The organism is Pseudomonas brassicae (assembly GCF_010671725.1).
Classification (GTDB): Bacteria; Pseudomonadota; Gammaproteobacteria; order Pseudomonadales; family Pseudomonadaceae; genus Aquipseudomonas; species Aquipseudomonas brassicae.
In genome coordinates this window covers 1-25,156 of sequence record NZ_JAAHBU010000001.1, presented here as the reverse complement: position 1 = coordinate 25,156, position 25,156 = coordinate 1, and the positions used below count along the sequence as shown (strand labels likewise).

Below are 25,156 nucleotides of genomic sequence, written 5' to 3'. Positions count from 1 at the left end.
TGCCCTAGACCGCGTCGCGTGGCAGCAGCAGGCCCAGCGGCAAGCGCACCCGCGCCTCGATGCCGCCACCGGAACGGTTGCGCAGCTCGACATTGCCGCCGTGCTGGGCGGCAATGCGCTTGACGATCGCCAGCCCCAGGCCGGTGCCCTTGCCGCTGCGCGCCCGGTCGCCGCGGATGAACGGGTTGAAGATCGCCTCCAGCTCGCCCGGGTCGATGCCCGCACCGCGGTCGAGCACGCTCAGCACCACGTACGGCGCATTGCTGTCACCGGACACGTAGGCCGCCACCTCCACGCCCTTGCCGGCGTGGTGCAGGGCATTGCCGATCAGGTTGTTGAGCAGCCGCTTGACCGACACGCGCCGCAGCGGGAACGGCGGGATCGGCTCCAGGCACAGGCGTACCTGCTCTTCGGGCTGGTTGAACGGTGCAACCACCTCGCGCACCAGGTCGCCCAGGTCGACCTCCTCCACCGGCTCGTCACGGCCATCGCGGATAAACGCCAGGAACTGGTCGAGAATCGCGTCCATGTCTTCGATATCGCGCACCATGTCGTCGGTCAGGTCGCTTTCGTTGGCCAGCAGCGACAACGACAGGCGCAAGCGCGTCAGCGGGGTACGCAGGTCATGGGACACCCCCGCCAGCATCAGCTCGCGCTCACGCCCCGCCTGCTCGACGTCTTCAGCCATCTGGTTGAAGGCGCGGTACACCTCGGTCATTTCGCTCGGTGTATCGCTGATCGGCAGCCGCACGCTGCGCCCCTGCCCCAGTTGGCGGGCAGCGAACACCAGGCGCTTGAGCGGCTGGTTGAGCTGGCGCACGAAGATCCACGCCGAAGCGGTCGACAGCAGGCCGATGGCCAGGAACCAGCCCAGCACGTTCCAGATCTTCTGGCCACGCAACGGGTGCGGGTACAGCGGCACCTTCAGCCAGCCATCGCCCAGGCTCGGCGCCTGTACCCACAGCGCAGGCGGCGCATGGATGCGCAAGCGCACCTCGGTGTCCTCGCCCAGTTCGGCCTGCATCTGGCGCTGGTAGATCTCGCTGTAGGGCCAGTGCTGCTCACCCTCCGGCACGCCATCGCCGACCACCCGCTTCAACCCGGCGGCTTCGGCGATCTTCTCGCGGTTCTGCTCGTCGGCCGCCCAGTACGCGCGCAGGGTCAGCGCGACGCCGTGGCTGTACTGGCGGTCGACCAGCACGTCCTCGTTCATCAGCAGGTACACCAGGGTCAGCGCCTTGGAGAACAGCACCACGGCCAGCACCAGCCAGAGGGTGCGGGCGAAAAAGCTTTGGGGGAACCACAGTGGCGTTTTCATGGACGAGGGCTACACACTTGGCAGAAACGAGCGCGGCTCGCAGGCGTTGCGGATGCAGGCACAGGCTAAAGCAGGGCGACCCGAGGGCCGCCCTGCAGCTACCGACCGGTGCCTGCACGGGACATCACTTGCCGGCATTGCCGTCCGGCACGAAAACATAACCCACACCCCAGACGGTCTGGATGTAGCGCGGCTTGGACGGATCGGGCTCGATCATGCGGCGCAGACGCGAAATCTGCACGTCGATGGAACGCTCCAGCGCATCCCACTCGCGGCCACGGGCCAGGTTCATCAGCTTGTCGCGGGTCAGCGGCTCGCGGGCATGCATGACCAGCGCCTTGAGCACGGCGAACTCGCCGGTGGTGAGCATGTGCACTTCGTCGCCACGCTTGAGTTCGCGGGTGGCCAGCGACAGCGCGTAGTCGCCAAACGTGACGGTTTCGTCTTCGCTGCCCGGTGCACCCGGCACGATCGGTGCCTGGCGACGCAGCACGGCCTTGACCCGCGCCATCAGCTCATCGGGGTTGAACGGCTTGGCCAGGTAGTCGTCGGCGCCCAGCTCCAGGCCCTTGATGCGGCTGAGCTCGTCGCCCTTGGCGGTGAGCATGATGATCGGCACCTGGTTCTTCGCCGCGCGCAGGCGCTTGCAGGCGGTCAGGCCGTCTTCGCCGGGCAGCATCAGGTCGAGCACGATCAGGTTGAACACCTCACGTGCCAGCAGGCGGTCCATCTGTTCGGTATTGGGTACGGCGCGGGCACGATAGCCCTTGCTGGTGAAGAAACGCTCCAGCAGGCTGCTCAGGCCCGGGTCGTCATCGACGATAAGGATTTTCTCGCCTTCGGCGGGTTGTGCAGTGCTGCTCATGGGTAGCTCCTTTAATCACGGCGGGCATTATGGCTTAGCCGCCAATTGTCCGTGCCGTGTGCATTGTTAGCAGATTTTTCCCAAGGTGCCAGCGGCATCCCCCGACAGGCTGGCCTGCCGCTATCACCGCAAGCCCGGCACGCTGGGTATAATGCGCCGCTTTCATCCAGAGTCGCCCTGCTCAAGCGCCCTGCAGCGCCAGCCTGCGGCCTTTGCATTCACAATTTGTCAGGTGGTTTTATGGACAGCATCAACAGCCGCATCGCCGAGGAACTCGGTGTCCGCCCGCAACAGGTCGAAGCGGCCGTGGCTCTACTTGATGAAGGCTCCACGGTGCCTTTTATCGCCCGTTACCGTAAAGAAGTGACCGGCAGCCTGGACGACACCCAACTGCGCAACCTCGAAGAGCGCCTGCGCTACCTACGCGAACTCGACGAGCGTCGCACCAGCATCCTGGCCAGCATCGAGGAGCAAGGCAAGCTGACCCCGGAACTGGCCCGCGAGATCAAGCTGGCCGACACCAAGACGCGCCTCGAAGACCTCTACCTGCCGTACAAGCAGAAGCGCCGCACCAAGGGCCAGATCGCCCTGGAGGCCGGCCTGGGCGAGCTGCCGACAGCCTGTTCAACGACCCGCAACTGAGCCCGGAGACCGAAGCGGCGCGCTTCGTCGACGCCGAAAAGGGCGTGGCCGACGTCAAGGCGCGCTCGAAGGTGCCAAGTACATCCTCATGGAGCGCTTTGCCGAAGACGCCAGCCTGCTGGCCAAGCTGCGCAACTTCCTCAAGCAGGAAGCGGTGCTCAGTGCACGCCTGGTGGCCGGCAAGGAAGAGGAAGGGGCAAAGTTTCGCGACTACTTCGAACACGACGAACCGCTCAAGAGCGCGCCCTCGCACCGTGCCCTGGCGATTTTCCGCGGGCGCAACGAAGGCGTGCTGTCGGCCAGCCTCAAGGTCGGCGAAGAGTTGCCCGGCACCCTGCACCCGTGCGAAATGATGATCGGCGAGCACTTCGGCGTGAAAAACCAGAACCGCGCCGCCGACAAATGGCTGAGCGAGGTGGTGCGCTGGACCTGGAAGGTCAAGCTCTACACCCACCTGGAGACCGACCTGTTCGGCGAACTGCGCGACAACGCCGAAGGCGAAGCCATCAACGTGTTCGCGCACAACCTGCACGACCTGCTGCTGGCCGCGCCGGCCGGCCCGCGCACCACCCTGGGCCTGGACCCGGGCCTGCGCACCGGCTGCAAGGTGGCCGTGGTGGATGCCACCGGCAAGCTGCTCGACACCGCCACCGTGTACCCGCATGTACCGAAAAACCAGTGGGACCAGACCATCGCCGTGCTCGCGGCGCTGTGCGCCAAACACCAGGTGGAGCTGATCGCCATCGGCAACGGCACCGCCAGCCGCGAGACCGACAAGCTGGCGGCCGAGCTGATCAAGAAATACCCAGCCCTGAAAATGACCAAGATCATGGTCTCCGAAGCCGGCGCCTCGGTGTACTCGGCGTCCGAGCTGGCAGCGAAGGAGTTCCCCGACCTGGACGTCTCGATCCGCGGTGCGGTATCGATTGCCCGGCGCCTGCAGGACCCGCTGGCCGAGCTGGTCAAGATCGACCCCAAGTCCATCGGGGTCGGCCAGTACCAGCATGACGTGTCGCAGCTCAAGCTGGCACGCGGCCTGGACGCGGTGGTCGAGGACTGCGTGAACGCCGTGGGCGTCGACGTCAACACCGCCTCGGTGGCGCTGCTGGCACGCATCTCGGGCCTCAACGGCACCCTGGCGCAGAACATCGTCGCGCACCGCGACGCCAACGGCGCGTTCAAGACCCGCACCGCGCTGAAGAAGGTCAGCCGCCTGGGCGAAAAAACCTTCGAGCAGGCCGCCGGCTTCCTGCGCGTGATGAACGGCGACAACCCGCTGGACGCCTCGGCCGTGCACCCCGAAGCCTACCCGTTGGTGCAGCGCATCGCCGCCGACACCGACCGCGACATCCGTTCGCTGATCGGTGACAGTGGCTTCCTCAAGCGCCTGGACCCGAAAAAGTTCACCGACGCGACCTTCGGCCTGCCGACCGTGACCGACATCCTGCAAGAGCTGGACAAGCCCGGCCGCGACCCGCGCCCCGAGTTCAAGACCGCCGAGTTCCAGGAAGGCGTCGAAGACCTCAAGGACCTGCAACTGGGCATGGTGCTCGAAGGCGTGGTGACCAACGTCACCAACTTCGGTGCCTTTGTCGACATCGGCGTGCACCAGGACGGCCTGGTGCACATTTCGGCGCTGTCGGAGAAGTTCATCAAGGACCCGCGCGAAGCGGTCAAGGCCGGTGACGTGGTCAAGGTCAAGGTCATGGAAATCGACATCCCGCGCAAACGCGTGGGCCTGTCGATGCGCATGGGCGACACCCCCGGCGAGAAGATCGACGGTGCCCGTGGCAGCCGCCCCGGCTCCGCCCCGCGCCAGCCGCAGGCGCCACGGGTCAAGGACACCCCGGCACCGGCCAACAACGCCATGGCCTCGCTGTTCGCCAACGCCAAGCAACTGAAGAAAAAGTGATGGACGTGCCTGAAGACCTCGTCCAGAGCGCATTCAGCCACTTGCTCGGCTGCCGCCTGCAACGCCTCGACCAGGGCGTTGCCGAGGTGGCCCTGGCACTTGCGCCGCACCTGCGCAACCGTGGTGGCAAGCTGCACGGCGGGGCGATCTTCAGCCTGGTCGACATCGCCATGGGCCTGGCCTGCTCCAGCGCGCATGGTTTCGACCAGCAGAGCGTGACGGTGGAATGCAAGATCAACTACCTGCGCCCCGTCAGCGACGGCGAGGTGCTGTGCGTGGCCCGGGTGCTGCAGGCCGGGCGACGCATACTGGTGGTCGACGCCGATGTGCTCCAGGGCGACAAACTGATGGCCAGGGCGCAAGGCACCTTCGCCACGCTCTAGCCGCAAATACCCAATGTGCGGTACTTTCGGCAGTGCGCGGGCCCTGCCGGAACCCTGCGAAAACCAGGCGACCACGCCAGTTCCTCTGTCCACCCTTGTAGACCGTCATGTCCACCCCCATATTGGGGCGACTGACGCGTGAAGGAATCCATCTTGAGCGAACTTCTCAACCGCCGCCTGAGCCTGCTCGGCCAGGGCGACAACCTCTCCCTGCTCAAGCAGTGCCTGCACGGCATCGAGCGTGAATGCCTGCGCGTGACCGAAGACGGTCGTCTGGCCCAGACCCCGCACCCCGAAGCCCTCGGCGCGGCGCTGACCCATGCGCAGATCACCACCGACTATTCCGAGTCGCTGCTGGAGTTCATCACCCCGGCCCTGCCCGACCCGGCGCAGACCCTGGAAAGCCTCGAGAACATCCATCGCTTCGTCTATACCAAGCTGGGCACCGAGTACCTCTGGAGCCCGTCGATGCCCTGCCCGCTGCCGGCCGAGGAAGACATTCCGATCGCCTGGTACGGCAGCTCCAACATCGGCCAGCTCAAGTACGTGTACCGCAAGGGCCTGGCCCTGCGCTACGGCCGCACCATGCAATGCATCGCCGGTATCCACTACAATTTCTCGCTGCCAGAAGCACTCTGGCCGCTGCTGCGCCAGGCCGAAGGCCAGGCGGGCGACGACCGCGACTACCAGTCGTCGGCGTACATCGCGCTGATCCGCAATTTCCGCCGCTACAGCTGGCTGCTGATGTACCTGTTCGGTGCCTCGCCGGCGCTGGACGCGGGCTTCTTGCGCGGCCGCGCGCACCAGCTCGAGCAGTTCGACGCCGACACCCTGTACCTGCCGTATGCCACCAGCCTGCGCATGAGCGACCTGGGTTACCAGAGCAACGCCCAGGCCGGCCTCACGCCCTGCTACAACGACCTCAACAGCTACACCGACAGCCTGCGCAAGGCCGTGGCCACACCCTACGCGCCGTATGTCGAGGTCGGCACGCACAAGGATGGCGAGTGGGTGCAGTTGAACACCAACATCCTGCAGATCGAAAACGAGTACTACTCCAACATTCGCCCCAAGCGCGTGACCTACAGCGGCGAGCGGCCGATCCAGGCGCTGATGGCGCGCGGCATCCAGTACATCGAAGTGCGCTGCCTGGACATCAACCCGTTCCTGCCCACCGGCATCGACCTGCAGGAGGCACGCTTCCTCGACGCCTTCCTGCTGTTCTGTGCACTGCAAGACAGCCCGCTGCTGGGCAACGGCGAGTGCGGGCAGTGCACCAGCAACTTCCTCAGTGTGGTCAAGGAAGGCCGTCGACCAGGCCTTGAGCTGCAGCGTGACGGCCAGCCGGTGGCGCTCAGGCAATGGGCTGACGAGTTGCTGCAACGTATCGCGCCGCTGGCCGCACTGCTCGACCGCAGCCACACCGGCGACGAGCATGCCAAGGCCCTGGCGGCGCAAGCGGCCAAGGTCAGCGACCCGTCGCTGACACCGTCTGCCCAGGTGCTGGCGCGCATGACCGAGCACAAGCAGAGCTTCAGCCAGTTCTCCCTGCGTCAAAGCCAGGCGCATGCCGCGTTCTTCCGTGGCCAGCCGCTGAGCAACGAGGCGCAGCAACGCTTCGAGAACATGGCGCGCGAGTCGCTGGAGGCCCAGGCCACGCTGGAGCGCGAAGAGGACAAGGTCGACTTCGACCTGTTCGTCGGTGCGTACCAGGCCAGCATCCTGGCAATCAGCAACTGACATGACGCGTACCGCCCCACCCCGCAAACCGCGCGCGGCCAGCCAGGCGCGGATCGATTCGATCCTGCAGGCCGCCCGCGCGCTGCTGGCCAGCGAAGGCGTGGCCAGCCTGTCGATCTACAGCGTCGCCGAGCGTGCGCAGATCCCGCCGTCGTCGGTGTATCACTTCTTCGCCAGTGTACCGGCGTTGCTCGAAGCCCTGACTGCAGATGTGCACAGCGCGTTTCGCGCCTGCATCCAGGCGCCGATCGAGCCGGGCAGCCTGCAGCACTGGCGCGACCTGTCGCGGCTGGTGGAGCAGCGCATGCTGAGCATCTACAACCAGGATGCGGCGGCGCGCCAGCTGATCCTGGCGCAGCATGGGCTGAGTGAGGTGACGCAGGCCGACCGTCAGCACGATATCGAGCTGGGCGCGCTGATGCACAAGCTGTTTGCCGAGCATTTCCAGTTGCCGGTGCTGCCGGACGATGTGGATGTGTTTGCCCTGGCAATGGAGCTGGGCGACCGCGTGTATGCGCGTTCGGTGCAGCTGCATGGGCAGATCACGCCGCGCATGGCGGAGGAAGGGATGCGGGTGTTCGATGCGTATCTGGGGTTGTACCTGCCGCCATTCTTGCCTAAACGCTGACGGCCCTTTCGCTGGCAAGCCAGCTCCCACAGGTACCCCACTGCTCTGAAGATCAGTGATTAGCCTGTGGGAGCTGGCTTGCCAGCGAAGCCTTGCCAGGGGTTTCAGAGCTTGGCGATGGACACTTCGGTCGATTTCACGAAGGCAATCACTTCACTGCCGATGGTCAGCTCCAGCTCCTTGACCGAACGGGTGGTGATCACCGAGGTGACGATGCCCGAAGCGGTCTGCACATCGATTTCCGACAATACCGGGCCTTCCAGGATTTCTTTCACGGTGCCTTTGAACTGGTTGCGTACGTTGATCGCTTTGATGGTCATCTGCAGGTTTCCTTGTAGAGGCTAAAGATCAGTGGGCCCAACGCAGTTGCGTAGGCAAAGGTGCTACAGGCTCGGGCTCGGGCGGCGTGCCCGGTACCGACAGGACTCGGTTCAATACTTCGGTTTCCAGTGCCGCCAGGCGGTGTGAGCCGCGCGCACGCGGGCGTGGCAGGTCGACCAGCAGGTCCAGGCCGATCTCGCCGTCCTCGATCAGGATTACCCGATCGGCCACCGCCACCGCTTCGCTGACGTCATGGGTCACCAGCAACACGGTGAAGCCATGCTTGCGCCACAGGTTCTCGATCAGTTGCTGCATCTCGATGCGCGTCAGCGCATCCAGCGCGCCCAGTGGCTCATCCAGCAGCAACAGGCGTGGCTGGTGAATCAGCGCACGGGCCAGGGCCACACGCTGCTTCTGGCCACCGGACAACGCCGCCGGCCATTCATTGGCACGGTCGGCCAGGCCCACCGCCTCCAGCGCCTGCAAGGCACGCTCGCGCCAGTTGCCGGTGAGCCCCAGGCCGACGTTGTCGATGACCTTCTTCCAGGGCAGCAGGCGCGCCTCCTGGAACATCAGGCGGGTGTCTTCGCGGGCATCGCTCAGCGCCGCGGAACCGGCCCGCAGCTCACCGCCGCTGGGCTGGTCGAGGCCGGCCAGCAGGCGCAGCAAGGTGCTCTTGCCGCAGCCGCTACGGCCGACGATGGCGACGAACTGGCCCGCCGGGATGTGCAGATCGATATCGCGCAACACCTGACGTTGGCCAAAGGTCTTTTGCAGCGTGTGCACGGCCAGCGGTATTCCGCGCAGCAGCCGTGGCGGTTGTTCCTTGAGTACGGTCATGCGCCGTCTCCTTTGACTACCTGATAAGCCGGGTGCCAGCGCAGCCACACCCGTTCAAGGCCGCGGGCCGCGAGGTCGGCAAGCTTGCCGAGCACGGCGTACAGCACGATCGCCAGTACCACCACGTCGGTTTGCAGGAACTCCCGCGCGTTCATCGCCAGGTAGCCGATACCGGCGTTGGCCGAAATGGTCTCGGCCACGATCAGCGTCAACCACATGAAGCCCAGGGCAAAACGCACCCCCACCAGGATCGAGGGCAGCGCCCCCGGCAGGATCACCTGACGGAACAGCGCAAAGCCGCTCAGGCCATAGCTGCGGGCCATTTCCACCAGCGCCGGGTCGACGTTGCGGATGCCGTGGTAGGTGTTGAGGTAGATCGGGAACAGGGTGCCCAGCGCCACCAGGAAGATCTTCGCCGACTCGTCGATACCGAACCACAGGATCACCAGCGGGATCAGCGCCAGGTGCGGCACGTTGCGGATCATCTGCACCGAACTGTCGAGCAGGCGTTCGCCCCATTTCGACAGGCCGGTGATAAAGCCCAGTGCCAGGCCGATGCTGCCGCCGATGACAAAACCGAGCGCGGCGCGCCAGCCACTGATGGCCAGATGGGTCCAGATTTCGCCGCTGCGCACCAGCTCGACACCAGCGCTGAACACCGCGCTCGGCGCCGGCAGGATGCGCGTCGACAGCCAGCCGGCGCTTACCGCCAACTGCCACACGGCCAGCAGCAGCACTGGCAGGGCCCACGGCGCCAGGCGTTGCGACAAGGGGATGGAGGATCGACTCATGATTCGATCCTCACGCCTTGGCCGCAGCTTTGGGCAGGATGTCGTTGGCGACCATTTCGCCGAACGGGCTGACGTAGTTGGCGCCGGTCGGTACTTCAGGGCGCTGGATATCCAGGTGCGGGAACAGCAACTCGGCCACCCGGTACGACTCTTCCAGGTGGGGGTAACCGGAGAAGATGAAGGTATCGATGCCCAGGTCCGCGTATTCCTTGACCCGCGCGGCAACAGTCGGGCCATCGCCGACCAGTGCCGTGCCGGCCCCACCCCGCACCAGGCCTACGCCGGCCCACAGGTTGGGGCTGACTTCCAGGTTGTCGCGGTTGCCGCCGTGCAGTGCCGCCATGCGCTGCTGGCCGACCGAGTCGAAACGCGCCAGCGAGGCCTGGGCACGCGCAATGGTGTCGTCGTCCAGGTGCGAGATCAGGCGTTCGGCGGCTTGCCAGGCCTCGGCATTGGTTTCACGCACGATCACGTGCAGGCGGATGCCGAAGCGCACCGTACGGCCCTGCTTGGCGGCCTTGGCACGCACCTGCGCGATCTTCTCGGCCACGGCGGCCGGTGGCTCGCCCCAGGTCAGGTACAGCTCGACCTGCTCGGCGGCCAGGTCTTGCGCGGCTTCCGAGGAGCCGCCGAAGTACAACGGCGGGCGCGGCTGTTGCACCGGCGGGTAGAGCAGCTTGGCGCCCTTGACCTGGATGTGCTGGCCGTCGTAATCGACGGTTTCGCCTTCCAGCACGCGGCGCCAGATGCGGGTGAATTCCACCGAGGCCTGGTAGCGCTCTTCGTGGCTGAGGAACAGGCCGTCACCGGACAGTTCCTCGGGGTCGCCACCGGTCACCAGGTTGAACAGCGCGCGGCCGTTGGACAGGCGGTCGAGGGTGGCGGCCTGACGCGCGGCCACGGTCGGCGAGATGATCCCCGGGCGCAACGCCACCAGGAACTTCAGGCGCTGGGTGACCGGGATCAGCGAGGCGGCCACCAGCCAGGAGTCTTCGCAGGAGCGCCCGGTGGGGATCAGCACACCGCCGAAACCGAGGCGGTCGGCGGCCTGGGCGATTTGCTGCAGGTAGCCATGGTCGACAGCGCGGGCGCCCTCGGCGGTGCCAAGGTAATGGCCGTCGCCATGGGTCGGAAGAAACCAGAAAACGTTCAGGCTCATCGGAGTTGTCTCCTAAGGGTGGCGCAAAACCGGGGCGGCGCCCCGGCGCGGGCAAATAGTCAAGGCGCGGTAGCGACCTTGGCCGGTGGCGTCCAGATCACATCCTTGATGCTCAACGGTTTGGGAATCAGCTTCAGGGTGTGAAAGGTGTCGGCAATCTTCTGCTGCGCGGCGACCACTTCCGGGGTCAGGAAGTGCGCGCCGTAGCCCTGGCGTTTCACCGACGTCAGGGTGATGTCGGCCGGCAGGCCCAGCAGCGGTGCAACCTGGTCGGTGACCTCCTGCGGGTTGGCCTGCGACCACTCGCCCACCGCGCGCACTTCCTCGACCAGCGCGCTGATCACTTCGGGGTGCTGTTGTGCGTAGGGTTTGGTGGCCAGGTAGAACTGGTGGTTGTCGACGATGCCCTTGCCGTCACGCAGGGTGCGTGCCTGCAACTGCTGCTCGGCGGCCGCCTGGTACGGGTCCCAGATGACCCAGGCGTCGACGCTGCCGCGCTCGAACGCGGCGCGGGCATCGGCCGGCGGCAGGAATACCGGGGTGATGTCGGTGTACTTGAGGCCGGCGTCTTCCAGCGCGCGTACCAGCAGGTAGTGCACGTTGGAGCCCTTGTTGAGGGCGACTTTCTTGCCTTTGAGTTCTTTTACCGACTGGATCGACGAGCCCTTGGGCACCAGGATCGCCTCGCTGGTCGGCGCCGGTGGCTCATAGGCGACGTAGAGCAGGTCGGCGCCGGCGGCCTGGGCAAACACCGGTGGGGTTTCGCCGGTCACGCCAAAGTCGATGGAGCCCACGTTGAGCCCTTCGAGCAACTGAGGGCCACCGGGGAATTCGGTCCACTGCACCTGCACACCTTGGGCGGCCAGGCGTTTTTCCAGCGAGCCCTTGGCCTTGAGCAGCACCAGCGTGCCGTATTTCTGGTAACCGATGCGCAGGCTTTCAGCCTGGGCTTGAGTGATGGCGCCGAAGGACACAGCCGCAGCAAACAGAGCGACCAGACCGCGACGCAAAACGACAGTGCGCATAGCGCTCTCCTTTTTGCTGTGGGGGTTCAGGCTGCACCTGCTTGCCCGTTGGCGGGCGAGTAAGGTGGGGTAAGACGGTAAAGCCGGTGATGCGGGTCAGATGCTCCAGCGCGCACTGATCAGGCGTTCATTGAGCAGGCCGGGGGCGACCGGTTTGGGGCGGCGCGCCAGGGCACTGTAAAACTGTTCCAGCGATTCGTTCAGGCGCTGTTCCAGCGCCGGGGCCAACTGGGCCGCTGCGCTGCCTTCGCCGTAGGCGATCTGGCTGTCGTCGGCGAAGATCCCTTGCAGGGTCTCTTGTGCCTTGAGTGCCGACAGCACCGGCTTGAGCGCGTAGTCCACCGCCAGCATGTGGGCGATGCTGCCGCCGGTGGCGATGGGCAGTACCACCTTGTGTTCCAGGGCGCGTTCGGGCAGCAGGTCGAGCAGGGTCTTCAAGGCACCGGCGAACGACGCCTTGTACACCGGGGTCGCCACCACCAGGCCGTCGGCCTGGGCCACCAGTTGCAGGAAGTGCTGCACCTTGGGGCTGTCGAAGCGCGCATGCAGCAGGTCTTCGGCAGGGAAATCGCGCACCTGGAAGGTCACCACTTCCACGCCTTGGATGTGCAGCCAGTGCCTGGCACGGTCGAGCAGCACGCCAGAGCGTGAACGCAAACTTGGGCTACCACCGAGAGAAACCACCAGCATTGGAGCACTTCCTTGATCGTGTTCTAGAGGGCCGCGAGTTCGGGTCTCGCTGGAGTGGAGTGACCTTAACAGCTCGACACATATACCGATAAATCATATTTTTTCATTTGTTTATTCTTTTATTGTCTATGAAGAGTTTCGCTGGCAAGCACCGACCCAATAAAAAAAGGGCCGTCGAAACGGCCCCAAAACCCTGGTGTGGCTACAACAAGACTATTCAGCGATTGGGCTGCGGGGTCAGGCGCAGGTAAGGCTTGACCGCCCGATAACCCTTCGGAAAGCGGCGTTTGATCTCTTCCTCATCCTTGAGCGACGGCACGATCACCACCTCGTCACCGTCCTGCCAGTTGGCCGGGGTGGCAACCTTGTGGTTGTCGGTCAACTGCAACGAGTCGATCACCCGCAGGATCTCGTGGAAGTTGCGCCCGGTGCTGGCGGGGTAGGTGATGGTCAGGCGGATCTTCTTGTTCGGGTCGATCACGAACAAGGAACGCACGGTGAGGGTGTCACTGGCATTGGGGTGGATCAGGTCGTACAGGTCCGACACCTTGCGATCGGCGTCGGCCAGGATCGGGAAGTTGACGGTGGTGTTCTGGGTTTCGTTGATGTCGTCGATCCAGCGGTGGTGCGAGTCCACCGGGTCGACCGACAGCGCAATGGCCTTGACGCCGCGCTCGGCGAACTGCTCCTTGAGCTTGGCGGTAAAGCCCAGCTCGGTGGTGCACACCGGGGTGAAGTCGGCCGGGTGCGAGAACAGCACGCCCCAGCTGTCGCCCAGCCACTCGTGGAAGCGGATCTTGCCCGCACTGGAATCCTGTTCGAAATCGGGGGCGATGTCGCCGAGTCTGAGGCTCATGGTGCGGCTCCTTGGCTGGGTGGTTTATGGGTTCAACTGTAGCCTGCCTGTGCATAAGGTTAAAAAGAATAAATATCGATTTATTTATAATTTTTGGATCTATAAGAATCAAGACGAAAAAAAGCCCCGCACCAGGCGGGGCTTCTTCATCAATCACACTTACATGAAGCTGTAGGTGTAGTTGAAGATCAGGCGGGTCTGGTCCTGGTCACCGATGCTCTGACCTTCGCCACGGTAGGAACCGTGACGCAGGCTTGCGCCCAGGCCTTTGAGAGTGCCTTGCTGGATCACGTAGTCGATACGCGCATCGCGCTCCCACTCGTGGTAGGTACCGCCACCCACAGGGTTCTTCACGTCATCGCCACGCAGGTAGGCGATCGAGGTCTTCAGGCCTGGAACACCCACACGGGCGAAGTCGAAGGAGTATTGACCGAAGGTGGTGTTCTCACCGGCACGGGCAAACTGGTTGATCATGCTGTCGGTGAACAGGTAGAAGCTGGCACCACCAGCGCCTTCCTGACGGCCGTTGCCATTACGCACCGAACCTTGGTTCAGCCAGACGAAACCACCGTCATCACCCACCTGTTGGTGACCCAGCAGGATTGCATGGCCGCCGAGGGTGTACGTGAACATGGCGCTCCAGGTCTTGTTGTCGACCTCGCCAGCATGCTTGGCATAACCGCCGTTGTTGTTGAAGCCATAACCTGCTTCGCCGCTGCTGTTCTTGCCGTCGCTGCTGCTGTCGAAGTAGCGCAGGTCGGTCTTGAACGATTGGTCTTCACCGATTGGCAGGACGTGTACCAGGCCCAGGAAGTGCTGTTTGTAGAAGTCTTCCAGGTTCGAGTAGTAGTACTGCAGGGTCAGATCTTTGGTGACCTTCCAGTCGCCACCGGCAAACTGGAACTTGTTGCTGTCTGCGCTGGCGCCGTTGACCGACAGGCCGGTACGGTTGCTCGAAGCACGGCCCATGGCGTGGGTCAGCTGGCCGCCGTTGAGGGTCAGGTTGTCGATTTCCTTCGACTGGATGGTGCCGCCTTCAAACGTTTGCGGCAGCAGACGACCGTCGTTGGAGACCAGGATTGGCAGGTTAGGTGCCAATGCGCTACCGAAGTGCGCTTCAGTCTTGGAGAAGCGTGCTTTGGCGTTACCGCCGATGCGCGCCCAGTCATGTACAGCCGAACCATCGGTATCGCTTGGGAAGAACGAGTTGTTGGCGTTCTGACGGTGGCCTTTGCCGCCGTCCAGGTGGATACCCCACACCGCTTGCACGTCAACGCCGAAACCTACAGTGCCGTCGGTGAAGCCGGACAGATAGTCCAGCTTGAAGCCTTGGCCCGATTCGCGCTGGTCGAAACCACCGGTTTCACGCTCATCGTTGTTGAAATACATGGTACGGGAACTGAGCGACAGCTTGCTGTCCTCTACGAAACCGGCAGCACCTGCCTGTTGGGCCAGAACGCCAACGGCCACGGCCAGGGCCAAGGTGGACTTGTACATGTTTCACTCCTTTCGATTTCTAGTTTTTATGTCGCTAGTGGCAGAATCTGTCGTTGCGCGCCAAGACGAATGGCGATTAGCACCAAAGCGTGACTGACAAGTCAATCGTAACTTTTGATTTCACGACTTTGGTCTAAGGCCCCGTTCCTGGTGCGCAGGATAATGACAATCCTATAAATCAAAAAAGACAATTTTATGAATTGTTCAGATTATTACGGAATATATTCCGAATATTTCTGTCCTGAGGCTGTCGGCGCATAAGCTAATTCCTAAAAGGAATTTTAAATTTATTTTTTAGATCGTTTAGCTTGAAGGCACCGCCTCCCCTTCAGGACAACCCCATGGCCCTTCCCTTCGCGCTTCGATTGTTCACCACCCTGGCCTTGACCGGCTTGACGCTGGTTAGCCAGGCGACCGAGTTGACCGTGGGCTACCAGACGGGCGTCGACCCAAGCAAAGTGCCCCAGGCCGACGGCGCCTATGAACAGGCGCTGGGCCAGAAAATCGCCTGGCGCGCTTCAACAGCGGGCCCGAGGTGATCACCGCGATGGCCTCGGGCGACGTGCAGATCGGCAACCTGGGTTCCAGCCCGCTGGCTGCAGCGGCCTCACGCAAGCTGCCCATCGTGGCGTTCATCGTATCGGCGCAGATCAACGCCGCCGAGGCGCTGGTGGTACGCAACGGCAGTGGCATCAACACCCCGCAGGACCTGGTCGGCAAGACCATCGCCACACCGTTCGTGTCCACCTCGCACTACAGCCTGCTGGGCGCGCTCAAGCACTGGAACCTCGATACCCGCCAGGTGAAAGTGGTCAACCTGCAGCCGGCCGAAATCGCCGCCGCGTGGCAACGCGGCGACATCGATGGCGCGTTCGTGTGGTCCCCGGCGCTGGGCGAGATCCGCAAGAGTGGCAAGACCCTGACCGACGCAGCCGAGGTCGGCGGCTGGGGCGCACCGACGTTCGAGGTGTGGGTGGCGCGCAAGGATTTTGCCCAGCAGCACCCGCAACTGGTGGCCGCATTTGCCAAGGTTACGCTGCAGTCGTTTGCCGACTATGCGGCCAACAAGGCACAGTGGACGGCCGATTCGGCGCCGGTACAGAAGATTGCCAAGCTGACCGGCGCGAATGCGGCGGATGTGCCCGAACTACTGGGCGGGTCGGCGTTCCCCGATGCACAGGCACAGTCGACACTGCTGAGCACGCAAACCCCCAAGGCGATTGCCGAGACGGCGCAGTTCCTGAAGGCACAGGGCAAGGTTGAAAGTGTGCTGCCTGACTATGCGCCGTTCGTGAGTGCACAGTTCATCCAGTGACACCGCGGTGCAGCATTCGCTGGCAAGCCAGCTCCCACAGGGTGGAACGCCGTCAGGCAGATCTGCAGGGTACCTGTGGGAGCTGGCTTGCCAGCGAAGAAGCCACTGCGAGTTCCCCTGCCTTAAATCGATTGGCTCCTAAGCTAATGCAAAAAAGTTATTTATTTTTAATTTCTTAGATCATCTAGTCTTCTCGTCATCCCATCCCGACTACCGCCTGACGAGGAGTTTTCCATGACCCTGCCTGCTCCGCTGCGCCTGTTTTCCGCCCTGGCCCTGGCTGGTGCCAGCTTCTTCGTCCAGGCCGCCGACCTGACCGTGGCCTACCAGACCACCGTCGATCCGGCCAAAGTCGCCCAGGTCGATGGCACCTACGAAAAAACCAGCAAGGCCAGCATCGACTGGCGCAAGTTCGACAGCGGCGCCGAGGTGATCACCGCCGTCGCCTCTGGCGACGTGCAGATCGGCTACCTCGGCTCCAGCCCCCTGGCGGCCGCCGCGACCCGCAAGCTGCCGGTGCAAACCTTCCTGATCGCCACCCAGATCGGCGCCGCCGAAGCCCTGGTGGCCCGCGACGGCAGCGGCATCCAGTCGCCCCAGGACCTGATCGGCAAGAAGATCGCCGTGCCGTTCGTGTCCACCGGCCACTACAGCCTGCTGGCCGCACTTAAACAGTGGAACATCGACCCGGCCAAGGTGCAGATCCTCAACCTCGCGCCCCCCGCGATCATCGCCGCCTGGAAGCGCGGCGACATCGACGCCACTTACGTATGGGACCCCGCCCTGGGCGTGGCCAAGGAAAACGGCAAGGTGCTGATCACCTCCGGCGAGCTGGCCGAGAAAGGCGCACCGACCTTCGACGCGTGGATCGTGCGCAAGGACTTTGCCGCCAAGCACCCCGAGATCGTCAAGGCGTTTGCCAAAGTGACCCTCGACGCCTACGCCGACTACCGCAACGACCCGCAAGCGTGGCTGGCCAACCAGGCCAATGTCGACAAGCTGGTGAAGCTCTCCGGGGCCAAGGCCGCTGACATACCGGCGCTGCTGCAGGGCAACGTGTTCCCGCTGGCCGCCGACCAGGTCGCGGCCCTCGGCGCACCGACCACCCAGGCCATCACCGACACCGCCACCTTCCTCAAGGAACAGGGCAAGGTCGATGCCGTGCTGCCCGACTACGCGCCATACGTCAGCGCCAAGTTCATCACCCACTGAGCCCGGAGCCCGCCATGGCCCTGTTACAACTGGAGCGCATCAGCGCACAGTACCCCGGCGCCGCCGCCCCGGTACTGGCCGACATTTCCCTGAGCCTGGGCCCACAGCAGTTGCTGGTGGCCCTCGGCCCGTCCGGCAGCGGCAAGACCTCGCTGCTCAACCTGATCGCCGGCTTCGTGGCGCCCAGTGCCGGGCGCATCAGCCTCGACGGCCAGGCGGTGCAAGGGCCCGGTGCCGATCGCGGCGTGGTGTTTCAGGATGACGCCCTGCTGCCCTGGCAGGATGTCCTGGCCAACGTCGGCTTCGGCCTGGAACTGGCGGGCGTGCCGCGCCCCCAGCGCGAGCAGCGGGCGCGGGAAATGCTCGCGCTGGTGGACCTGGCCGACTTCGCCAAGCGCCGTATCTGGCAACTCTCGGGCGGGCAAAAACAGCGTGTGGGCCTGGCCCGCGCGCTGGCTGCCGACCCGCGCATCCTGCTCATGGACGAACCCTTTGGTGCGCTGGATGCGTTCACCCGTGAACAGATGCAGGAGCTGCTGCTGCAGGTGTGGCAGCGCACCGCCAAACCGGTGTTCCTGATAACCCACGACATCGAAGAGGCGGTGTTCCTCGCCACCGAACTGGTCTTGCTGGCGCCCAACCCGGGGCAGATCGTCGAACGCCTGCAACTGGACTTCGGCCAGCGCTACGCGGCCGGCGAGTCGGCGCGGGCGATCAAGTCCGACCCACGCTTTATCGAAACCCGCGAGCACGTGCTGTCGCGGGTGTTCTCTCAACGCAGCGGCGTGCCGCGCCAGGAGCTTGCATGAGCAGCCTCGACCTGCCGGTAGCGGCCAAGCCCGCTACCGCCTCGCGCCCTTCTATAAAAGTGCGACGTAGCCTGAGTACCCGCTGGATCAGCGTACTGACGCTGGCCACGCTGGTGTTGCTGTGGTGGGCCGTGACGGCCGCCGAGTGGATCGAGCCGCTGTTTCTGCCCGCGCCCGAGGCGGTGCTGGCCAAGGCCTGGCTGCTGGTGACCCAGGGCTACATGGAGTCGACCCTGTGGCAGCACCTGGGCGCAAGCCTGGGGCGCATAGGCCTGGCCCTGGGCGCGGCGATCCTGAGCGCGATCCCGATCGGTATCGCCATCGGCCACAACCGCATTGCCCGCGGCATTTTCGACCCGCTGATCGAGTTCTACCGGCCGATCCCGCCGCTGGCGTACCTGCCGCTGATCGTGATCTGGTGCGGTATCGGCGAGTTGTCCAAGGTACTGCTGATCTATCTGGCGATCTTCGCCCCCATCGCGATTGCCACCGCGACCGGGGTACGTACCGTCGACCCGGCCAAACTGCGCGCCGCGCAGTCGCTGGGTGCCACCCGGGCGCAGCTGATTCGGCATGTGATCCTGCCCAGTGCGTTGCCCGACATTCTCACCGGCGTGCGCATCGGCCTGGGGGTAGGCTGGTCGACGCTGGTGGCCGCCGAGCTGATCGCGGCCACCAGCGGGCTGGGCTTCATGGTGCAGTCGGCCGCGCAGTTCCTGGTGACCGATGTGGTGGTGCTGGGGATCCTGGTGATCGCCCTGATCGCCTTTGCACTGGAAATGAGCTTGCGTGCGCTACAGCGCAAACTGGTGCCCTGGCATGGCCAGAGCCATTGAACATCGGAATCGAGACTGACATGAGCCTGACCATTACCCCGCTGAGCCCGGCGCTCGGCGCCCAGATCAGCGGCATCGACCTGAGCCGCGAGATCAGCCGTGAACAGCGTGATGCCATCGAACAGGCACTGCTTGAACACCAGGTGCTGTTCTTTCGCGAGCAGCCGTTGAGCCCCCAGCAGCAGGCGGATTTTGCCGCGCGCTTCGGCGACCTGCACATACACCCGATCTACCCCAACGTACCGCAGACGCCACAGGTGCTGGTGCTCGATACGGCGGTGACCGACGTGCGCGACAACGCCATCTGGCACACCGACGTGACCTTCCTGCCAACCCCGGCGATGGGCGCGGTACTCAGTGCCAAGCAACTGCCGGCGTATGGTGGCGATACCTTGTGGGCCAGCGGGATTGCTGCGTACGAGGCGTTGTCGGCGCCGCTGCGTCAACTGCTCGACGGGCTGACGGCGACCCATGACTTCACCCGCTCGTTTCCGCTGGAGCGCTATGGCAACACCCCGGCAGACCTGGCGCGCTGGGAGGCGGCGCGGCGCAACAACCCGCCGTTGTCGCACCCGGTGGTTCGCACACACCCGGTAAGCGGGCGCAAGTCGCTGTTTGTCAGCGACGGGTTTACCGCGCGGATCAACGAACTGAGCGAGGCGGAGAGCGAGGCCATCCTGACGTTCCTGTTCGCCCATGCGACACGGCCGGAGTTCACCATTCGCTGGCGCTGGCAGCAGGACGATGTGGCGTTCTGGGACAACCGTGTGACCCAGCATTACGCGGTGGACGACTACCGACCGCAACGGCGGGTGATGCACCGGGCCACGATTCTGGGGGACAAACCCTTCTAAACCGTGGTGCGCCCTTCGCTGGCAAGCCAGCTCCCACAAGGATCATCGCTGCCTTTGTGGGAGCTGGCTTGCCAGCGAAGGGCCGCGACAGCGGCCCCTCCTAGGGCAACGCCTTGCTCACGTCGACCCGCCTGGGCAGCAACCGATTTTCAAAAAACAGGTCCGCCGTGGCCTGCTGCGCCGCCACCACCGCCTGGGTAATCGGCAGTACCGGTGACGGCGGGCGGTTGTCCACATAGCGCGCCACCACCGCCTGCGGCAACCCCATCGAACGCGTCAGAATCTGCAGGCTTTGCTCGCGCTGGCTGCGCGTCAACGCCTCCGCCGCCGTCAGCTCGGCCAGCAGGTCCTGCACAAACGCCGCATTGTCCTTGGCATACCCGCGCCGCGCCGTGTAGATCGGCCCCGACAGTCCCAACCCCTCGCCATTGGCCAGCAGGCGGCTGTGCCCCTCGCTCAGCATCAACGAGGCATACGGGTCCCACACGGCCCAGGCGTCCACGCTGCCATGCTCGAACGCCGCCCGCGCATCCGCCGGGCTCAGGTACACCGGCTGTATGTCGTTGAAGCCCAAGCCCGCCTTGTTCAACGCCCGCAGCACCAGGTTGTGGGCGCTGGAGCCCTTCTGCAACGCCACCTTGCGCCCCTTGAGCGCCGCCACCGACTGCACCGGGCTGTCGCTGCGCACCAGGATCACCTCGGCCGCAGGCTTGGCCGGCTCGGCACCGATGTACACCAGGTCGGCCCCCGCTGCCTGGGCGAACAGCGGCGGGATGTCACCGGTCGAACCCACGTCGAGGCTGCCGATGTTCAGCGCTTCGAGCATCTGCGGCCGGCCGGGAACTCGACCCACTGCACCTGCGTGCCGGCAAAGCGTTTTTCCAGCAAGCCCTGTTCCTTGGCCAGCACCAGGGCAATCGAGCCCTTCTGGTAACCGATGCGCAGGCTCGCCGGGTCTGCCTGTACGGTTGTCGCCAGGCCCAACAGGGCCAGGCCTGCACCAATCATTGCGAATACTTTCATCGGTCACTCCGCCGTGGACGGCTTTTCCCAGAGGTTGATGCCGCCCTCGACCGCGAACCGGTCGATCTCGACCAGTTCCTCGGCGCTGAACGCCAAATTGTCCAGCGCCGCGACGTTTTCGATGATCTGCTCGGGGCGGCTGGCACCAATCAGCGCCGAGCTCACCCGCGGGTCGCGCAGGATCCAGGCCAGGGCCAACTGCGCCAGGCTCTGGCCGCGGCGACGGGCGATCTCGTCGAGTGCACGCACATGCGCAAGGTTGGCCTCGGACAAGTGCGAAGGCAGCAACGAGCCGCCACCGGGGCGATTGACCCGTGCATCGGCCGGCACGCCATTGAGGTACTTGTCGGTGAGCAACCCTTGTGCCAACGGGGTGAAGGCAATCACGCCGCTGCCAATGTCTTCGGTCACGTCCAGCAGGTCTTTTTCGACCCAGCGGTTGAGCAGGTTGTAGGCCGGCTGATGGATCAGCAGGGGCACCTTCCAGTCCTGCAGCAGCCGCGCCAGTTCACGGGTCTTGACCCCCGAGTACGACGAGATGCCGACATACAGCGCCTTGCCCTGCTGCACCGCCGTGGCCAGCGCACCGGCGGTTTCTTCCAGCGGCGTGTCCGGGTCGAAACGGTGTGAATAGAAGATATCCACATAGTCCAGTCCCAGGCGCGCCAGGCTCTGGTCGAGGCTGGCCAGCAGGTACTTGCGCGAGCTGCCGCCCTGCCCGTACGGCCCCGGCCACATGTCCCAGCCGGCCTTGCTGGAGATGATCAGCTCATCGCGATGGGCCTTGAAGTCTTCGCGCAGCACACGGCCGAAGTTGCTTTCGGCACTGCCGAACGGCGGGCCGTAGTTGTTGGCCAGGTCGAAGTGGTTGATGCCCAGGTCGAAGGCGGTGCGCAGCAGCGCACGCTGGTCGCTCAGCGGCGTGCTGTCGCCAAAGTTGTGCCACAGGCCCAGGGACAGGGCGGGCAACACCAGCCCGCTGCGCCCGACACGGCGGTAGGGCATGCGGGCGTAACGCTGTTCAGCAGCGAGGTAGGTCATGACAGTGCCTCAGGAAAAGTACGGGTTGTTCGGGCGGGCCAGGCCCAGGTGTTCGCGCAAGGTGCTGCCCTGATAGTGCGTGCGGAACAGGCCGCGGCGCTGCAGCTCGGGCACCACGTGGCGGGCGACATCTTCCAGCCCACCCGGCAGGTGCGGCACCAGTACATTGAAGCCGTCGGCGGCGCGCTGCTCGAACCAGGCCTGCATCTGATCGGCAATCTGCGTGGGCGTGCCGATCAGGCTGTAGTGCCCGCGCCCGCCTGCGATACGCCGGCCCAGTTGCGCCAGGTTGAGGTGCTCGCGCTCGGCCAGCTCACTGAGCAGTTGCTGCCGGCTGCGCTGGCCGCTGTCGGTCAGTGGCAGCTGCGGCAGCGGGCCGTCCAGCGGATAGCCCGACAGGTCGAAGTTGCCGAGCATGCGCCCGAGCAATGCCACGCCCACTTCGGGCTCGACCAGTTGCTGGAACGCGTCGAACTTTTCTTCGGCCTCGGCCTGGCTCTGCCCGACCACGATGAACACCCCCGGCATGATCTTGAGCGACGCCTCACTGCGCCCGTAGGCCGCCAGCCGCCCCTTCAGGTCGGCATAGAACGCCTGGGCCGAGGCCAGCGAGGTCTGCGCGGTGAACACCACCTCGGCGGTCTGCGCCGCCAGGTCGAGCGGCGGGCGAAGAGCCGGCCTGTACCACCACCGGGCGCCCTTGCGGAACACGGGCTACATTCAAAGGGCCCTTGACCTTGAAGTGTTCACCCTGATGATCAAGATTTCGTACTTTTTCAGGGTGGTAGTACGTACCAGAGGCCTTGTCGCGGGCGAAGGCATCATCGGCCCAGCTGTCCCACAGGCCGCTTACCACCTGGTGGAACTCACGTACCCGCGCGTAGCGTTCGGCGTGGTCTACGTGGGCTTCAAGGCCAAAATTCAGGGCCTCGGCGGCGGCGTCCGAGGTTACCAGATTCCAGCCTGAGCGCCCACCCGAAAGGTGGTCCAACGAGGCAAATTTACGTGCTACGTGGTACGGCTCGTTGTACGTTGTGGTGACGGTTGCGATCAACCCGATGCGCTCGGTCACGGCGCTCAACGCGGCCAGCAAAGTCAGGGGTTCGAAGTGGTCGGAGCGGGCCATGCGGCTGGCAATCTCGCCGGTAGCCGCCGCCACGCTGTCGGCCACGAACACCGCGTCGAAGCACGCCGCCTCGGCCAACTGCGCCAGATAACGGTAGTGCTGGATGTCGAGCCGGCGTTGGCCGGCACCTCGGGGTGGCGCCAGGCGGCCACGTGGTGCCCGGTCGCCATCAGAAAAGCCCCCAGGCTCATGTGTCGTGCAGGCTGGCTCATGTCAGAAGTCCTTGCGCAGTTGAATGCCGAAGTAGCGCTCGTCGTCGCGCGGTACGGCGCGGTACACGTAGTTGGCGCCGCCGCTGGCCAGCAGTGGCGAGTACAACTTGTCGGCCAGGTTCTTGGCCAGCAGGGCCACGCGCCAGCCCTGGTTGTAGTCGGCCAGGGCCACGCTGGCGTTCCAGATGCCGTAGGCGCCCTGCCGGGTGTCGACGTTCTGGCTGATGTCGTACTGCACTTCGCTCTGCCAGCTGTAGTCGGTACCCAGTTCGATATCCAAGCCGTTGTCCAGCGGGATGCTGTAGTCGGCCCGCACGTAGCTCTTCCAGTCGGGGCTGTAGGGCAGCGGCTTGCCGTCGACGTTGCAGGTGGCCGCCGCGCCCGCCGGGCAGGCGAACTGGTCGATGCGCGCACGGGTGTAGGCCAGTGCGCCAGACAGCTTGAGCTGGGCGGTGGCCTGCAACGCGAAGTCCAGTTCGACGCCTTCGCTGCTGACGCTGCCGGCGTTGATCAGGCGGGTCACCACCTGCCCGGCCACGCTGTCGAAGAAGTTCGCCTGGTAGTTGTCGTACTCGCTGTGGAACACCGCCAGGTTGGTAGTCAGGCGGTTGTTGAAGCTGCTGGCCTTGATCCCGGCCTCCCAGGTGTTGGAGGTTTCGGGCTTGAGCGCATCGGTGTCGCGCGGCTGCATGTTGAAGAACACGTTGTAGGCCGGGCCCTTGTAGCCGCGCGAGTAGGTCAGGTAGGTGGTGACCGCGTCGCTCAGGTCGTACTGCACGCCCAGGCGCCCGGACCAGCCGTCCTCATCCACCGAGCCGTCGCTGCGGGTGCCGGGCTGAATGCCGTTGACTGCCGTGGCCGAGGTGGACACGCGGCGGTGGTCGTACTCCAGGTCGTCGTGGGTCCAGCGCAGGCCGGCGATACCGCGAAACGCCGAGGTGAAGTTGAGGGTGGTCTCGCCGAACACCGCGTAGCTGTCGTTGGTGGTGCTGTAGTCGGCGATGCCTTGCTGGGTGGCGGTCGGGGTAATCAGGGTGCGGCGGTAGGTCTCTTCGTCCTTGCCGTGCATGTAGAACAGGCCACCGACGTACTCCAGGAACTCGCCCTTGGGCGACGCCAGGCGCAGCTCTTGCGAGTACTGGTTGAACTGCAGGTCGCCCTTGTCCTGGATGCCGGGGAAGGCCGCGCTGATGCGGCTCAGGCGATCGCCATCCTGCCACTGGGTGTTGTCCCAGCCGCGCCAGGCGCTGATCGAGGTCAGGGTGTAGTCGCCCAGGCTCCAGTCCAGCTGCGCCGACAGACCTTTGTTGATGTCTTCGACGTGGCTGCGGTAGTCGCTGACGATGTCGCGGTTGTCGCTGCTGGCGCGCACCGGCGCCAGGGCCCCGGCGAAGGCCGGGGTGAGCGCCTTGCTGACCACGCCATTGGGCGCGTCGTCATGCGACTGCATGTAGTCGGCGGCCACCGTCAGCTTCAGGTCGTCGCTGGGCGTGAACTCCAGCTTGCCGCGCACGCCCTTGCGGTTGTAGCCGTTGACCTCGTGCCCGTTGGCCAGGTTGTCGACGTTGCCGTCATAGCTGCCGAACAGGGTGGTGACCGAGCCCTTGAGGGTGTCGGGAATCAGGCTACCGCCGATGCCGAAGCGGGTGCGGCTTTCGTTGCCGCTGTAGTAGGCCTGCTCGACGAAGCCCTGGGTCTGTTCGGTCGGCGCCTTGGTCACGATGTTGAGCACACCGGCCGAGGCGTTCTTGCCGAACAGCGTGCCCTGCGGGCCGCGCAGCACTTCGATGCGCTCAAGGTCGAGCAGGTCGAGGGTGGCCTGGCCGGGGCGTGCATAGACCACGCCGTCGATCACCGTGGCCACGGTCGGCTCGACCCCCGGCGAGGTGGAAATGGTGCCCACGCCGCGAATGAACAGCGACGTGTCCTTGTTCGAGGCGCCGGTGCGGAAGTTGAGCGTCGGCACCTGCTGGGCGATGCTGGCCACGCCGTTGCGGTTGTCGCGCTCCAACTGCTCGCCCTCGACCACCGAGACCGCCACCGGCACCTGCTGCAGCGAGG

Annotated in this window: 19 protein-coding genes and 4 pseudogenes; 9 read left to right on the top strand and 14 right to left on the bottom strand. The window is 64.8% G+C overall.

The annotated features are described in order from the left end of the window. Positions 1-4 precede the first annotated feature (4 nt). Complete coding sequence (locus G3436_RS00115) at positions 5-1,318, bottom strand: ATP-binding protein (RefSeq protein WP_163940169.1); 1,314 nt, start codon at positions 1,316-1,318, stop codon at positions 5-7. Positions 1,319-1,442: 124 nt separating this feature from the next. After that, positions 1,443-2,183, bottom strand: coding sequence for an osmolarity response regulator transcription factor OmpR (gene ompR, locus G3436_RS00110; protein ID WP_163940167.1), 741 nt, complete (start codon positions 2,181-2,183; stop codon positions 1,443-1,445). Between the two features lie 240 nt (positions 2,184-2,423). Between ompR and G3436_RS00105 the strand changes: the two are divergent. The 4 genes and pseudogenes from G3436_RS00105 to G3436_RS00090 all read left to right on the top strand — a co-directional run bounded on the left by G3436_RS00105 (position 2,424) and on the right by G3436_RS00090 (position 7,488). Further along, positions 2,424-4,737, top strand: a pseudogene (locus tag G3436_RS00105) (Tex family protein). Beyond that, on the top strand, positions 4,737-5,120 hold the full coding sequence (locus tag G3436_RS00100; RefSeq protein ID WP_163940165.1) for a PaaI family thioesterase: 384 nt from the start codon (positions 4,737-4,739) through the stop codon (positions 5,118-5,120). The pseudogene G3436_RS00105 and the gene G3436_RS00100 overlap by 1 nt, the downstream one beginning before the upstream one ends. A 153-nt stretch (positions 5,121-5,273) precedes the next feature. Beyond that, positions 5,274-6,860, top strand: coding sequence for a glutamate--cysteine ligase (gene gshA, locus G3436_RS00095; RefSeq protein ID WP_163940163.1), 1,587 nt, complete (start codon positions 5,274-5,276; stop codon positions 6,858-6,860). 1 nt (position 6,861) lies between these two features. Continuing rightward, positions 6,862-7,488 (top strand): TetR/AcrR family transcriptional regulator, encoded by a 627-nt coding sequence (locus G3436_RS00090; protein ID WP_163940161.1) that lies wholly within the window; start codon positions 6,862-6,864, stop codon positions 7,486-7,488. Positions 7,489-7,592: 104 nt separating this feature from the next. Here G3436_RS00090 and G3436_RS00085 read toward each other — a convergent pair whose 3' ends face one another. The 8 genes from G3436_RS00085 to G3436_RS00050 form a co-directional block, all read right to left on the bottom strand. Further along, positions 7,593-7,808: a TOBE domain-containing protein gene (locus G3436_RS00085; RefSeq protein WP_009400132.1), complete on the bottom strand. Its 216-nt coding sequence runs from the start codon at positions 7,806-7,808 to the stop codon at positions 7,593-7,595. Between the two features lie 28 nt (positions 7,809-7,836). Continuing rightward, positions 7,837-8,649, bottom strand: a complete 813-nt coding sequence (gene ssuB, locus G3436_RS00080) for an aliphatic sulfonates ABC transporter ATP-binding protein (protein WP_163940159.1) — start codon at positions 8,647-8,649, stop codon at positions 7,837-7,839. Continuing rightward, positions 8,646-9,440, bottom strand: a complete 795-nt coding sequence (ssuC, locus tag G3436_RS00075; protein ID WP_163940157.1) for an aliphatic sulfonate ABC transporter permease SsuC — start codon at positions 9,438-9,440, stop codon at positions 8,646-8,648. Before ssuC ends, ssuB begins: the two co-directional genes overlap by 4 nt. Before the next feature lie 10 nt (positions 9,441-9,450). Continuing rightward, positions 9,451-10,599 carry an FMNH2-dependent alkanesulfonate monooxygenase gene (ssuD, locus tag G3436_RS00070; protein ID WP_163940155.1) on the bottom strand — a complete coding sequence of 383 codons (1,149 nt, stop codon included), beginning with the start codon at positions 10,597-10,599 and terminating at the stop codon, positions 9,451-9,453. 59 nt (positions 10,600-10,658) lie between these two features. Continuing rightward, positions 10,659-11,624, bottom strand: a complete 966-nt coding sequence (locus G3436_RS00065) for a sulfonate ABC transporter substrate-binding protein (protein WP_163940153.1) — start codon at positions 11,622-11,624, stop codon at positions 10,659-10,661. A 96-nt stretch (positions 11,625-11,720) separates the two neighbouring features. Then, positions 11,721-12,314, bottom strand: a complete 594-nt coding sequence (ssuE, locus tag G3436_RS00060; RefSeq protein WP_163940151.1) for an NADPH-dependent FMN reductase — start codon at positions 12,312-12,314, stop codon at positions 11,721-11,723. Between the two features lie 217 nt (positions 12,315-12,531). Next, the gene (locus G3436_RS00055) at positions 12,532-13,170 is read right to left on the bottom strand and encodes a peroxiredoxin (RefSeq protein ID WP_163940149.1); all 639 of its coding nucleotides are present in this window, start codon (positions 13,168-13,170) and stop codon (positions 12,532-12,534) included. 159 nt (positions 13,171-13,329) lie between these two features. Next, on the bottom strand, positions 13,330-14,667 hold the full coding sequence (locus tag G3436_RS00050) for an OprD family porin (RefSeq protein ID WP_163940147.1): 1,338 nt from the start codon (positions 14,665-14,667) through the stop codon (positions 13,330-13,332). A 341-nt stretch (positions 14,668-15,008) separates the two neighbouring features. Here G3436_RS00050 and tauA (G3436_RS00045) point away from each other — a divergent pair. The 5 genes and pseudogenes from tauA (G3436_RS00045) to tauD all read left to right on the top strand — a co-directional run bounded on the left by tauA (G3436_RS00045) (position 15,009) and on the right by tauD (position 19,693). Beyond that, positions 15,009-15,982, top strand: a pseudogene (gene tauA / locus G3436_RS00045) (taurine ABC transporter substrate-binding protein). A 234-nt stretch (positions 15,983-16,216) separates the two neighbouring features. Then, positions 16,217-17,194: a taurine ABC transporter substrate-binding protein gene (tauA, locus tag G3436_RS00040; protein ID WP_163940145.1), complete on the top strand. Its 978-nt coding sequence runs from the start codon at positions 16,217-16,219 to the stop codon at positions 17,192-17,194. A 14-nt stretch (positions 17,195-17,208) separates the two neighbouring features. Beyond that, positions 17,209-18,003 (top strand): taurine ABC transporter ATP-binding subunit, encoded by a 795-nt coding sequence (gene tauB, locus G3436_RS00035; protein WP_163940144.1) that lies wholly within the window; start codon positions 17,209-17,211, stop codon positions 18,001-18,003. After that, complete coding sequence (gene tauC, locus G3436_RS00030) at positions 18,000-18,839, top strand: taurine ABC transporter permease TauC (RefSeq protein WP_163940142.1); 840 nt, start codon at positions 18,000-18,002, stop codon at positions 18,837-18,839. The genes tauB and tauC overlap by 4 nt, the downstream gene beginning before the upstream one ends. A 20-nt stretch (positions 18,840-18,859) precedes the next feature. Next, the gene (tauD, locus tag G3436_RS00025; RefSeq protein ID WP_163940140.1) at positions 18,860-19,693 is read left to right on the top strand and encodes a taurine dioxygenase; all 834 of its coding nucleotides are present in this window, start codon (positions 18,860-18,862) and stop codon (positions 19,691-19,693) included. A 100-nt stretch (positions 19,694-19,793) separates the two neighbouring features. Here tauD and G3436_RS00020 read toward each other — a convergent pair. The 4 genes and pseudogenes from G3436_RS00020 to G3436_RS00005 all read right to left on the bottom strand — a co-directional run. Further along, positions 19,794-20,716, bottom strand: a pseudogene (locus tag G3436_RS00020) (aliphatic sulfonate ABC transporter substrate-binding protein). A 3-nt stretch (positions 20,717-20,719) separates the two neighbouring features. Next, positions 20,720-21,757, bottom strand: coding sequence for an L-glyceraldehyde 3-phosphate reductase (mgrA, locus tag G3436_RS00015; protein WP_163940137.1), 1,038 nt, complete (start codon positions 21,755-21,757; stop codon positions 20,720-20,722). A 9-nt stretch (positions 21,758-21,766) separates the two neighbouring features. Beyond that, positions 21,767-23,095 (bottom strand): annotated as a pseudogene (locus tag G3436_RS00010) (LLM class flavin-dependent oxidoreductase). A gap of 1 nt (position 23,096) precedes the next feature. Beyond that, positions 23,097-25,156, bottom strand: a 2,060-nt coding sequence (locus G3436_RS00005; protein WP_163940135.1) for a TonB-dependent receptor, incomplete at its 5' end; no start/stop codon positions are given.